This is a genomic window from Rhizobium laguerreae, from assembly GCF_019778565.1.
GTDB classification, from domain to species: Bacteria; Pseudomonadota; Alphaproteobacteria; order Rhizobiales; family Rhizobiaceae; genus Rhizobium; species Rhizobium laguerreae.
On sequence record NZ_JAAXQT010000002.1, the window covers coordinates 409,813 to 423,209 of the forward strand.

The 13,397-nt window shown below is 59.1% G+C and carries 8 protein-coding genes and 3 pseudogenes; 6 read left to right on the top strand and 5 right to left on the bottom strand.

Annotation, left to right across the window (positions count from 1 at the left end):
* Nucleotides 1-8: 8 nt before the first annotated feature.
* The 4 genes and pseudogenes from HFO71_RS08870 to HFO71_RS08885 all read left to right on the top strand — a co-directional run.
* Nucleotides 9-1,091, top strand: a complete 1,083-nt coding sequence (locus HFO71_RS08870) for an NAD-dependent epimerase/dehydratase family protein (RefSeq protein WP_221987877.1) — start codon at nt 9-11, stop codon at nt 1,089-1,091.
* Nucleotides 1,092-1,100: 9 nt separating this feature from the next.
* Nucleotides 1,101-1,940 (top strand): glycosyltransferase, encoded by an 840-nt coding sequence (locus HFO71_RS08875; RefSeq protein ID WP_221987878.1) that lies wholly within the window; start codon nt 1,101-1,103, stop codon nt 1,938-1,940.
* A gap of 239 nt (nt 1,941-2,179) precedes the next feature.
* The gene (locus tag HFO71_RS08880; RefSeq protein WP_221987879.1) at nt 2,180-3,175 is read left to right on the top strand and encodes a KpsF/GutQ family sugar-phosphate isomerase; all 996 of its coding nucleotides are present in this window, start codon (nt 2,180-2,182) and stop codon (nt 3,173-3,175) included.
* A gap of 181 nt (nt 3,176-3,356) precedes the next feature.
* Nucleotides 3,357-3,446: pseudogene (locus HFO71_RS08885) on the top strand (transposase); the annotation flags it as partial.
* 36 nt (nt 3,447-3,482) lie between these two features.
* Here the strand turns inward: HFO71_RS08885 and tnpC are convergent.
* The 5 genes and pseudogenes from tnpC to HFO71_RS08910 all read right to left on the bottom strand — a co-directional run.
* Nucleotides 3,483-4,312: pseudogene (gene tnpC, locus HFO71_RS08890) on the bottom strand (IS66 family transposase); the annotation flags it as partial.
* A gap of 177 nt (nt 4,313-4,489) precedes the next feature.
* On the bottom strand, nt 4,490-5,503 hold the full coding sequence (locus HFO71_RS08895) for a tyrosine-type recombinase/integrase (RefSeq protein WP_221987880.1): 1,014 nt from the start codon (nt 5,501-5,503) through the stop codon (nt 4,490-4,492).
* Nucleotides 5,500-6,414, bottom strand: a complete 915-nt coding sequence (locus tag HFO71_RS08900; protein ID WP_168250998.1) for a tyrosine-type recombinase/integrase — start codon at nt 6,412-6,414, stop codon at nt 5,500-5,502. The genes HFO71_RS08895 and HFO71_RS08900 overlap by 4 nt, the downstream gene beginning before the upstream one ends.
* The gene (locus tag HFO71_RS08905) at nt 6,408-7,658 is read right to left on the bottom strand and encodes a tyrosine-type recombinase/integrase (RefSeq protein ID WP_221987881.1); all 1,251 of its coding nucleotides are present in this window, start codon (nt 7,656-7,658) and stop codon (nt 6,408-6,410) included. The genes HFO71_RS08900 and HFO71_RS08905 overlap by 7 nt, the downstream gene beginning before the upstream one ends.
* Nucleotides 7,659-7,861: 203 nt before the next feature.
* Nucleotides 7,862-8,206 carry a transposase gene (locus tag HFO71_RS08910; RefSeq protein ID WP_221987882.1) on the bottom strand — a complete coding sequence of 115 codons (345 nt, stop codon included), beginning with the start codon at nt 8,204-8,206 and terminating at the stop codon, nt 7,862-7,864.
* 61 nt (nt 8,207-8,267) lie between these two features.
* On the opposite strand from HFO71_RS08910, the pseudogene HFO71_RS08915 reads away from it, so the two are divergent.
* A pseudogene (locus HFO71_RS08915) lies at nt 8,268-8,740 on the top strand (transposase); the annotation flags it as partial.
* A 675-nt stretch (nt 8,741-9,415) separates the two neighbouring features.
* On the top strand, nt 9,416-13,397 hold a 3,982-nt coding region (locus tag HFO71_RS08920), incomplete at its 3' end, for a M10 family metallopeptidase (RefSeq protein ID WP_221987883.1).

A 13,397-nucleotide genomic window follows, 5' to 3' on the forward strand; every position in this document is an offset into this window, starting at 1 on the left:
TCTTGGTAGTGAAGCAAGACACAGTATTGGTCACCGGTGGCATGGGCTTCATCGGCAGGCGGCTCATTGCACGCCTGGCGCAGCGGCCAGACATTAAGTCCGTCGTCGCGCTCGACAACTTTCATCCCCAAGTCCACGGCGAGAAACCGGCTAAGTCTATCGAGGGGGCGATTGTTGAAGAAGGATCGGTGTCAGACAGGGCTTTCTTTGAAGGGGTGCTTGAGCGACACGATCCCGATCTGATTTTCCATCTTGCGGCCGAAACCGGGACGGGTCAGAGTTATCACGAAATTTCTCGATATTGTGATACCAACATCAATGGAACCGCCTATCTGATTGAAGGGTTGCGCAAGCTTCCCGACAAGGCGAGACGGCTCGTTCTCGCCTCTTCCAGGGCAGTCTACGGGGAGGGCGCCTACAAATCGAGCCTCGGCGAAATCTTCACGCCGAAGCCGCGTCCAAGCGAGACTATGTCTAAGGGGATTTTTGATCTCTACGACAGCGTTGGTGAAGCGGCTACCCCTGTCGCTACTCCTGAAGGCATTACTCTGCGTCCGTCAAGCATCTATGCTTCCACAAAGCTGATGCAGGAATACATATGTGGCCAAGGCCTCGACAACACGCGCATCCAACCCGTAATTCTCAGATTTCAGAATGTTTACGGGCCCGGGCAGAGTAGCCGGAATCCCTATACCGGTGTGCTCTCGATTTTTGGCCAGCAGATTTTAGACGGTAAGATTCTGAACATCTATGAGGATGGCGAGATCGTCCGCGATTTCGTTTACGTCGATGACATCGTCGAGGCGCTGATGCTTGCTGCCGTTGCTGGCAGCGTTGACAGTGAGCCGATAAATGTGGGAAGCGGCATTAGTACGACAATTCGTTATGCTGCTGAGTGCTTGCTCACCGAACTGGGGATCAGCAAAGAAAACCTTCGCATTTCTGGCGATTTCCGGCCCGGGGATGTCCGTTTTGCGCTTGCCGATAATACCCGGGCTCGGACTTTGTTAGGGTACAAACCGAAAGTGACCCTGGAAACGGGCATCGCACAGCTTGCCCGCCACATAAAATCAGAACGCACCCAAAGATAGGCCAACCATATGGCGAACTTGGACCCAATCCAGATATTTATAGGCACCGATGAATACCAGATGATTGGCGCGAAGGTGCTGGCTCACAGCATCACTTCGCGTACAAGTGCTCCGGTGAAGATTCACTATCTCAGCGATTATGCCGCTCCTTCGCCTCAGAATCCGGCACTAAGGTCCAAGACTGGCTTCAGTTTCACACGTTTCATGATTCCGCAAATCTGCGGTTATGAGGGCCGGGCAATCTATCTGGATGCGGACATGCTGGTCTTTACCGATATCGCCGAATTATGGAATTGGCCGATGCCTGAGGGGGTATCGCTTTTGTACGCCGAACAGCCGCCTGAACGCGGTCGTCGACCGCAATACAGCGTTTTCCTGGTAGACTGCGCCAAAGCGCGCTGGGATGCCAAGGAGCTAATGCAAAAGCTCTCTACTGGTGTCTATGACTATCATTCTCTGGTCTACGAATTCTCTCATATGCCTGCCGACGAAAAGGCGATGATCTTGCCGTTCAGATGGAATGCGCTCGAATACTACGACAGTGGCGAGACGAGCCTTATCCACTTCACCGATATGAATCGCCAGCCATGGGTAGAGCCAACCAATCCCAATCGAGACGTGTTTTACGCGGCAGTGAACGCTGCGCTGGAGGCAGGTGCTGTTACATTGGCGGATATCAATCAAGCTATCGACAAAGGTTACATCCATCCCGCCTTCCTCAAGTGGATCGGGCGTTCGAAATCTTCAAGTTTCTTCCGCGATTTGTTCTGGCCTGCCCCCTATCTGCGCCTGCTGCCCGTTCAGCATCGCATCCTTGCCCGTCTTAAGCGATTACCGTCTTTGCTCTGAAATCTTCAATCGCGGCTGGGCGCTGCCTTCGTAAGGATCGCGGCTTGATTGGCCCAAATAAAGCCCACTTCACTGGCGGAGCGAAAGTCAGGCGAGGAACGGCACGAGTATTCATCTTTCTGCCATTTGACCTCTTCTCAAGCCGGTAAAACGGTGGCCTCTTTTCTCATTCGTTCGATAGATGCCGACGCAAATCGTGCGGGGTGGACTTGGAAAGTGAAAAGGTCTAACGCAATTTCATGAACAGAAGAGCGATCAACCTCGTTGAAAACAGCGTGCTCGAATCGGCAAAACGCACGATAAAGACCGAAAGACGCGGTCTTGAAGCGCTCGAACGTGCTTTTGACAACGGATTAGCCGGTCCTTTCACACGGGCCGTCGAAGTCATCGGCGACATCTCCGGCCGCGTGATCGTCACCGGCGTCGGCAAGAGCGGGCATATCGGCGCCAAGCTCGCGGCGACATTCGCGTCAACCGGGACGCCCGCCTTTTTCGTACATGCGGCGGAGGCCAATCACGGCGATCTCGGGATGATCGCGCGCGACGACGTCGTGCTGGCGATTTCCAAGGGCGGCGAGAGCGCCGAGCTCAAGAGCATCATTTCCTTCACGCGGCGCTTCTCCATTCCGCTGATCGCGATCACCTGTAGCGAAGGTTCCTCGCTTGCGGCCGCCGCCGATATCGTCCTTCTGATGCCGAACGAACAGGAGGCCTGCCCCAATGGGCTGGCGCCGACGACCTCGACGCTGATGCAGCTTGCGATCGGCGACGCTCTGGCGGTGGCGCTTTTGGAGGCGCGCGGCTTTACCGCCACGGATTTCCACGTCTTCCATCCCGGCGGCAAGCTGGGCGCGAGCCTGATGCATGTCGCCGATGTCATGCATACAGGCGAGCGGCTGCCGCTCGTTGCCACGGGTACACCGATGCCGGAGGCGATCACGGTGCTGTCGCGCAAGCACTTCGGCTGCGTCGGCGTGCTTGATGAGGATGGGCGGCTCTGCGGCATCGTCACCGAAGGCGACATGGCGCGCAACCTGACGCGCAATCTCTCTGAACTTGCCGTCGACGACATCATGACGAAGACGCCGAAGACGGTGAGGCCGACGGTGCTGGCGACCGCGGCCCTCGCGCTGCTCAACCAGCATCACATCGGTGCGCTGATCGTCATTGACGACGACCGCCGGCCTGTCGGGCTGGTGCATTTCCACGATCTGCTGCGGATCGGCGTTGCCTGAATTGTTCATTCGGGCAATCACAAGGATTCTATGTCTCGATCTGCAAGAAAGGGCTGTGGACTCTCGGAGTACCCCGAACTGCCCCCACTTTCGACCGGCCACTCAGCAAAGGCAGTAATGACCTGCCACTGAGAATTTCCTCCAGAATGGATCAGAGTCCGGCCTGTTAAAAGACGGACGAATGAAGAAGCAGCGACTTACGGAAGAGCAGATTATTGCGGTGCTGAAGGAGCAGGAGCCTGGCGCGAAAGCAGCCGATCTCTGCCGCAAAGCACGGGATTTCAGGTAGGCGGCAAGCTGAGGCCGTTCAGCCCGCGTAGTTCCACGGCATGAGTGCATCGAGATTGCTGCTGGGCCAGCCATTGGCTATGCGCTCGAGGGTCTGGGTGAGCCAGGCCTGCGGATCGACGTTGTTCATTTTAGGTGTCTGAAGGAGCGTGGCGATCGTCGCCCAGGTCCTGCCGCCGCCGTCGCTGCCAGCGAAGAGACTGTTCTTTCTCGTGATCGTCTGGGGCCTGATGGCGCGCTCAACGGATGTTGGAGTCGAGTTCGACGCGTCCGTCGGTGAGAAAGCGTTCGAAGATGGAGCGACGCGAGGTTGGCATAGCGGATCGCCTCGGCGAGCTTCGACTTGCCGGAGATCCGCGGCAGAGTCTTCTGCCAAAGGTCGAAGAGCTCATTGACGACGGCTGCAGATGTCTGCTGACGCGCCGCGACATAGGCGCCAGGGCTTTGCCCGCGGGCCGCTTCTTCGACCTGCCAGAGCTTTGCCATCAGCTCCGCCTTCTCGGTGGCGATCTTAGAGCTGTCCGAAGCGTGGAGCTCGTAGAACTTGCGTCTGGTGTGCGACCAGCAGCCGGCGAGTATCATGCCGTCATTGCCGCCGTCAGATCGGGCAAGCTTGTTGTAGGCACCATACCCGTCAACTTGAAGAATACCACGATAGCCGCTCAGATGCCGGGCGACACGATCGCCAGCGCGACTATCTTCGAAGCGATAGGCGACCATTGGTGGGCCACTGCCGCCGAAGGGTCTGTCATCCCTGGCATAGGCCCATAGCCAAGCCGTCTTTGCCGATCCGGATCCCGGCGCAAGCGTTGGCAATGTCGTCTCGTCAGCGAAGATACGCTCCGCCCGGAAGACATAAAGCGAGCCGTTGAACGGATCACTGCCAGCATCGCGCACCAGTGACAGCAAACTGTCCGGCCCTTTGCGGTTATGCGGAGCCCCGCATAATCGCAATTATGTGAAGCGTGCAGTTATGTGGAGTCCGCCGCGGCAATTGCTTGCCGCTTGCGGTGTTTGAGAGTGGGATTACTCGACATAATTTGTCGATCGTCCGATGGACTTCAGCATCGCGAGCAGCTTGTCGGGAGCAGCAAAGCGACCCGGCTTGAGCGACGGCGGCGCCATCGCGGCAAGCGCCTCCAGTTTTTCGGTTGGATCGGCCCGCAGATAGATTTCCGTGCTTTGCAGGCTGGCGTGACCGAGCCAGAGTGACACCTTGCGTACATCGCGGGTCGCTTTCAGGGTGTGCATGGCGCAGGTATGGCGCAACACATGTGGGGTAATGCGTTTATCGGCGAGAGATGGGAGCTTCTGCGCCGCGGTAGCGGCGTGCTTGGCGAGGATATATTCGAATCCGGCCCGGGTCATCGCGCGTCTCACGGCATTGAGGAAGAGTTCGGCGTCGCCACTCGCCGGGCGGACTGCCAGCCAGGCCTTCAACGCCGCCGTGGTCTCTTTCCACAAGGGCAACACGCGTTCGCGGCGTCCCTTACCCATGACGTGGATGCTGGTGACCGTCTGGCGGTCAATCTGGTCGAGGCGGATGCTGACGAGCTCGGAGACGCGCAGCCCTGCAGCGAAGGCCAGATGCAGCATCGCTCGATCGCGAATGCCGGATACCTGACGCGGGTTCGGTGCATCAAGCAAAGCCTGCATCTCGTCGCGGCTGAGATGGCTGACGAGCCCCTCGTCGACCTTCTTCATCGGGATCGCCCGAACCCGGCGCGCCTGATCCAGATAGGAAGGGAGCCGGTACTCGAGGAAGCGGAAGAAGGCTTTGATGGCAGCAAGACGGGCGTTGCGGGTGCGCGCCGAGTTGCCGCGCTCCCTCTCAATGTGCTCCAAAAACGCAAGGAGGAGCGGTGGATCGAGTTGCTCGATCTCGATGCGGGACGGGGTGGTCCTCAACCGGCTAGCGGCGAAGCACAGCAGCAGTTGGAAGCTGTAGGCGTAAGCCTCGCAGGTGTGTGGGCTTGCCCGCCGCTCTTGCGGCAGGTGTTCTCGTAGAAAGGTGGTGAGATGCGGAGCCAGCGCGGTCATGTGACGGCTCCTTGATGCAAGGCCTCGCCAGCCGCTGCGATCTGCCTCAACAGGATCGGCGTTGCCTGCAGATACCAGTAGGTGTCAGTGACGTGGGCATGGCCGAGGTAGGTGCTGAGGGCGACGATATGGCGGCCGACGGCATGGTGATCGTGCTGGCATTGCTCGAGGGAGCGCACGGCGAATGTGTGCCGCAGATCGTGAATGCGGGGGCCCGTTTGCCCGGGCTCTCCCCGCACACCGAGCGATCGTGCGAGGCGGAGGAAGACAGCAATCACGGTACTGTAGGCCGGCGGGGCGCCCGTAGCGGAAACGAACAGCATGCTGTTCAAGGTTCCGAGCCGACGACGCGCCAACAAATACTTGTCCAGAGCGTCCCGCGTCGTGTCGTGGAGCGGCAGCAAGCGGCTCTTCTGGAACTTGGTTTGTCGGATAACCAGCCCATCGGCGGTCACGTCCTCAAATCGAAGCGCGAGGGCTTCGGAAATGCGCATTCCGGTGGCGGCCAGCAATCCGAACAGGGTCTCGTACATCAGCGGCCGGATCGTGTCTGACGGCTTCAATTGTGCGGCCGCCTGCAACAACGCGGTGATCTCATCCCGGGTATAGATGTGCGGGATCCGCCGCTTGAGCAGGTTGCGCCCCAGGGCTTCGGCGGAAGGAATCTGATGGCGCAGGTCCTCGGCTGCTAGCACCAACGCAAAGCGGCGGACCGTCACCAGCCGGTTGCGGCGCTGCTGTGGGGATGGCGCCAGCGTCGCCCATTCAAGTACACGAGTGACTTCAATGTGCCGATCGCCATGCTTCTCGGCGAAGGTGACGAAGCTCCTCAAAAGCGTGTGCTGGACGCGGAACTTGAAGCCCACCGTGCGCTGGAGTTCCACATATCGCGAGAGATCCTGGCTCAGCATGACGCACTCCCCGGCCAAGGCTGGGCGATCTGGAGCAGCATGTCGATGTCCACCTTCGCATAGTGGGCAGTCGTGTCGACCGATCGATGGCGAAGCACGGTCCCGATCATATCCAGCGTGGCGCCGGCCCGAAGCATGCTGGTCGCCGCGGAGTGTCGCAGGAGATTGGCGCCTCGGGAGGGAGCGTTGTCGATACCCGCCCTTACAAGCGCAAGCTTGACGATGCTAGAGACAGTCGCGCTCGCCAACGGCCGATGCGGCGCGACAGCCCGCAGGAAGATCTGCTCGCAGGCGGCGGGCGGACGGGCCTCGCGTAGATAGTCGATAATCGCTTCGCCGACGTCCTGGGGCAGCGGAAGCCGGATCTCGCGGCGGCCCTTGCCGCGCACACATAAAGTGCCCTCTCGCCAGTCGATGTCTTCAAGGCACATGCTCGAAACGTCGCCGGCGCGCAGACCGAGACGTGCCAGCAGCAGCAGAACCGCGTGATCGCGGATGCCGATCGGTGTCGTGACGTCGCACGACGCAACCACCCGATCAACGTCGGCGGTGGAGATGTAGAGCGGCAAGGCCGATAACCGCCATTGCGGGACCGTCGGTATGGCCTGATCAAGCCCCGGTTGGCACAAACCCTGGGTAGCCAGATACTTGAGGTAGCCTCGCAACGCCATCGTCATCGTCTTGAGGTTGGCGCGCGAACTTCGCTGGGCCTCGTCAAGAATCACGTGCCAAACAAGACGGGCATCGTACAGCTTTGGATCAGGACCGAGGCCGGCAAGCAGCCGCATGACCATACGGCCGTGGCGACGGACGGTGCGCTCGGATATCCCCCGATGCCGTCTCAGCCAAGTCTGGAAAGCAACAATTTGGACCTCGTGAAGGTCCACACCTGGCAGCTCATGTGTCGACGGCGTCACCGCCCCGTATTCCACCAGGAAACCAATGAACCGGCGCGCGCGATTTACATATTTGGCCGACAGACGATCGGCTTGCCGGCTGCCAGGGCAACGGCATCGGTGCTGCGCAAAGCGGCGAACGACATCGTCGTCAATCTCCGTGATGGCAATCTTCGTGCTCTGTAGCCACTGTCCGAAATGACGGGCCGAAGCTTCGTAGCCTGACACCGTCAGGCGGGTATGTCCCAAGTTCAACAATCGGCTCGTGAACGCCTCCAGGAACGGACGCAATTTGCCTGGGTCCATCAGTTGCGTGCATTCTGGTAGAACTTCCGTCGATTTTGGCACGGTGGTCTCCTCTCGATGACAAAAAGAACGTCTTGAGACGACAACAATTATACCGAGTGGGGAAGGCTCATGAGCGATCTAAGCTATTGGACAAAAACGAGGAAGCAGCTCGAGCCGCGGCGGACTCCACATAACTGCACGCTTCACATAATTGCGGAAGTCGATGGGATGGCTGGCAAGGAAGACCTTTACACCTGCGGGGATCATACTGAGCGAACCGCCCGGATCACTCGCTGCAGATGCGCCTCACCGACATGCCGGCCCACCCGCACGCCGATATTGCCGATGATGATTTCGATGACGGGGTCGGATACAACGCTCTGCGGATCCACTGTCGCTGCTACTTGCCCAGGCTCATCACTCCCCGACAGTTCTCTGCGCCAGCGATAGAGCTGAGACGGAAGGATCCCGATCTGCCGCGCGACTGCTGAGACGTTCACACCGGGCTCACAGGCTTGCTCGACCGCGGTGGCCTTGAACTCGTCAGACCAGAACCGCCGCAACTGTCGCGGCGAGCCGTCAAGACGATCGGGCACCGCCTCGATCATCCGCATCAATCCAAGGCTAGCCGCAGGCCTAGACATAGATCCTCACATTTAGAGAACTCGTATGTCCGAAATATCCCGCTCAGCATCAGCAGCGCCAGATGGGGTCTCCTTGCCGCTTACGATTTCAGAAGCAACGTTTCATAATTGGAAAGCCAAGTACGGCGGTATGGAACTCTCCGAAGCGAAGCGTCTGAAGGCGCTTGAGGACGAGAATGCCAGGCTAAAGAAGTTGCTGGCCGAGCAGATGCTGGATGCAGCCGCACTCCGCGAGCTTCTTGCAAAAAAATGGTAGGGCCTGCCGCCAAGCGTGAAGCCGCCACGCATCTGAAGGCCGTCATGGGTCTGTCGGAGCGTCGGGCCTGCCAGATCATATCCGCCGACCGCAAGACGATCCGTTATCGGTCAAGTCGACCGCCGGAGGTCAATCCGCGAGCGAAGCTGCGCGAACTCGCCAACGAGCGGCGGCGTTTTGGCTACCGTCGGCTGTTCATCCTGCTTCGGCGGGATGGAGAGCCGTCCGGCGTCAATCGCATATCTCACCAGCCGGCGTCAGCTATGAACGGGGTTGGGTGCGGCCTCTTTGGAGCGAGCCGTCGGCGAAGTGCAGACCTGCTGCCGATGTCATTCTGTTGCTTCTTCGCCACAACCAATTCGAAATCGGGACGAGGCTGAAATCCCCGTGGCATCGTATTTCTGAGCGAGGTACATCTTGGCAGACAGCCGTTCAGAGGTCAGTGCCGGGAGCGGTAATTCTAGCTTCAGGGAACTAATTCCGCGTGGATGTGCATCGTTTCGCAGCATTTGGACTCCGGTCTGGTGCACTCTGCGGCCTCGCTGCGTTTTGTCGAATTGCGGCAGACCCGGCCCAGCTGCAGCACGACTTGGCGTTGAGGGGGACGGGCGTCCCAGGCCATTTATATTCAGCGAGCTCCCAGGACCATCAGGCTTAAAGCGCGTGTTCAGCTCTTTGTACTCGTCGCCGGCATTGGAAGCACGGTCTCTTCAACGTCGTTTCCCCGTATCCGAGGTCTTGCGCGCCGGCTGCCGCAGCAAATCGAATCTTATGCGTGGAGGAAGCGCTTCATTAGCGCTAGCTGCCAAGACACATGTCTATAAAATGAAGCTTTTAGTTGAATTTCGTCCCCAAATGAAGCAGTAGGGAAATTCGGCATTAGGTGCCGTCCAGTGGAATAGGCAATCGGGGATTTTATGACGAACCTTATTACTTCGACAACAAACGTCGCCTTAACTGGGGATCAGAAAGTTGACGGGCTTTTCGCCGGCGCTGCCTGGAATGCAACGATAACCTATGCGTTTCCCACTACTTCGGCATCATATGCCTATAGCGGCGAGAAAGACTATGATTTCTCTTCGATTTCCTCGCAACAGCAGTCTTTTGCCTTGTTCTTTATGGAGCAGTCCTACGGGAACACGGCAAATGACGGCTTCTCCGTAGAGGGATTTACGAACGCCAACTTTGTCGCCGGAAGCGCGGATACCGCAACGGTGCGGTTCGCTCAATCGTCCCTACCTTCGACGGCATGGGCCTATACTCCAGTTGTTGGCGGCGTCGGCGGCGATGTCTGGTTCGGGACGGAATATGCTGGCACGGAATATGACCTTCGCTTTCCGGAATTCGGCAACTATGCGGGCCATACCGTGGCGCATGAGCTGGGTCACGCGCTGGGATTGAAACATGCGCAGGAAGCTTATGCTTCCAATATGACAGTTGTTCCGAGTGCATATGACTCGCTCGAATACACGATCATGACCTACCACACATATGTCGGAGACGATTTGAGTGGGTACAAGTATGAGCATGATGGCGCGCCACAAACCTTCATGATGCTCGACATCGCCGCCCTGCAGGAAATGTATGGGGCGGACTACACGACGAACAGTGGCAATACCGTCTACAAGTGGAACCCGAACGAAGGCGTCACCTATGTCAACGGGGTTGCGGCCATCACTCCCGATGCCAACAGAATCTTCGCAACAGTCTGGGACGGCGGCGGTATCGACACCTATGATCTCAGCGCCTATTCCACCGGTCTTAACATCAACTTGCAACCCGGGAGCTACTCGGTCTTTTCCCAAGGTCAGTTGGCCGATTTGAACGGCGGCCCGAACAGTGGTTATGCTCGCGGCAACATTTTCAACGCACTTCTTTATCATGGCAATCTTGCCTCGTTGATCGAGAATATTCAGGCCGGTTCCGGCAACGATACGATTGTCGGCAACGATGCGAACAATACGCTTTGGGGCAATGCCGGAAATGATTCGCTTGCCGGCGGTATCGGCAACGACACATTGATCGGCGGTGCCGGATTGGACACGATGTCGGGCGGGGTGGGCGACGACGTCTACATCGTCGACAATGCCAACGACGCTGTGATTGAGAATGCCAATGGGGGGACGGATACGGTCCAGACGGCGCTTGCCAGCTATACCATCGGCACCAACGTCGAAACCCTCGCCTATACCGGCACGGCAGCCTTCACCGGCACCGGCAATGCGACTGCCAACACGATCATTGGCGGCGGCGGCAACGATTGGCTGAACGGCGCGGCAGGGGCCGACACCTTGATCGCTGGCATCGGCAACGACACCTATTTCGTCGACAATGCTGCCGACGTCGTCACCGAAAACGCCGATGAGGGAACCGACACGGTTCGGACGTCGCAACTGATAAGCTATACGCTTGGCGTCAATGTCGAAAACCTGACCTACACCGGCGCCGGGGCCTTCAGCGGTATCGGAAACGGGCTCGACAACACAATCACCGGGGGCGCTGCCGCCGACACGCTCTTGGGCGGCGATGGCAATGATTGGCTGAACGGCGCGGCGGGCGCCGATAGCTTGCTCGGCGACACTGGCAACGACACCTATTCCGTCGACAATATCGCCGACATCGTCACCGAAAATGCCGGTGAGGGGACCGATACGGTTCGGACATCGCAACTGGCAATTTACACGCTTGCCGCCAATGTCGAAAACCTGACCTACACCGGCTTGGAAGACTTCAACGGTACCGGAAACGGGCTCGACAACACGATCGCCGGCGGGGTCGGCAAAGACAGGCTGACAGGCGGTGCCGGCAACGATTGGCTGAATGGCGCGCCGGGCGCCGATACCTTGCTCGGCGGCACCGGCAACGACACCTATTCCGTCGACAATATCGCCGACGTCGTCACCGAAAACGCCAGTGAGGGGACCGATACGGTTCGGACGTCGCAACTGACAAGCTATACGCTTGGCGCCCATGTCGAAAACCTGACCTACACCGGCACCGGGGCCTTCAGCGGTATCGGAAACGGACTCGACAACACGATCACCGGCGGAGTCGGCAATGACAGGCTGTCAGGTGATACTGGCAACGACACATTGATCGGCGGTGCCGGATTGGACACGATGTCGGGGGGGGTGGGCGACGACGTCTACGTCGTCGATATTGCAACGGATGCTGTGATTGAGAATGCCAATGAGGGGACGGATACGGTCCAAGCGGCGCTTGCCAGCTATACCATCGGCACCAACGTCGAAACCCTTACCTATACCGGCACGGGAGCCTTCACCGGCACCGGCAATGCGACTGCCAACACGATCATCGGCGGCGACGGCAACGATTGGCTGAACGGCGCGGCAGGGGCCGACACCTTGATCGCTGGCATCGGCAACGACACCTATTCCGTCGACAATGGCGCCGACGTCGTCACCGAAAACGCCGATGAGGGAACCGACACGGTTCGGACGTCGCAACTGATAAGCTATACGCTTGGCGTCAATGTCGAAAACCTGACCTACACCGGCGCCGGGGCCTTCAGCGGTACCGGAAACGGGCTCGACAACACAATCACCGGGGGCGTTGCCGCCGATACCCTCTCAGGCGGGGCCGGCACCGATTGGCTGAACGGTGCGGCGGGCGCCGATAGCTTGCTCGGCGGGACCGGCAACGACACTTATTCCGTCGACAATGCCGGCGACGTCGTCACTGAAAATGCCAATGAGGGCACCGACACAGTTCGGACGGCGGCATTGATGAGCTATACGCTTGCCGCCAATGTGGAAAACCTGACCTATACCGGCATTGGGACTTTTAGCGGGACTGGCAATGCTCTCGACAATACGATCACTGGCGGTGTCGGCAACGATAGGCTGTCAGGCGGTGCCGGCAACGATTGGCTGATTGGCGCGGCGGGTGCCGATACCTTGCTCGGCGGCGCGGGTAACGACACCTACTCCGTCGAAAATGCTGCCGACGTTGTCACCGAAAACCTCAATGAGGGGACGGATACGGTTCGGACGACGTTGTTAAGCTACGCGCTCGCCTTCGGCTCCAATCTCGAAAACCTGACCTATGTCGGCGGGGGGGGCTTTACAGGCACCGGAAACGGGCTCGACAACACGATCATCGGCGGTGTCGGCGACGACACATTGAACGGCGCGGCGGGCGCCGATACCTTGCTCGGCGGCACGGGCAACGACACCTATTCCGTCGACAATATCGCCGACGTCGTCACCGAAAACGCCGATGAGGGGACCGACACGGTTCGCGCCACGGTAAGCTACACGCTTGGCGCCAATGTCGAAAACCTGACCCACACCGGCACCGGGGCCTTCAGCGGTACCGGAAACGGGCTCGACAACACAATCACCGGGGGCGTTGCCGCCGATACCCTCTCAGGCGGGGCCGGCACCGATTGGCTGAACGGTGCGGCGGGCGCCGATAGCTTGCTCGGCGGGACCGGCAACGACACTTATTCCGTCGACAATGCCGGCGACGTCGTCACTGAAAATGCCAATGAGGGCACCGACACAGTTCGGACGGCGGCATTGATGAGCTATACGCTTGCCGCCAATGTGGAAAACCTGACCTATACCGGCATTGGGACTTTTAGCGGGACTGGCAATGCTCTCGACAATACGATCACTGGCGGTGTCGGCAACGATAGGCTGTCAGGCGGTGCCGGCAACGATTGGCTGATTGGCGCGGCGGGTGCCGATACCTTGCTCGGCGGCGCGGGTAACGACACCTACTCCGTCGAAAATGCTGCCGACGTTGTCACCGAAAACCTCAATGAGGGGACGGATACGGTTCGGACGACGTTGTTAAGCTACGCGCTCGCCTTCGGCTCCAATCTCGAAAACCTGACCTATGTCGGCGGGGGGGGCTTTACAGGCACCGGAAACG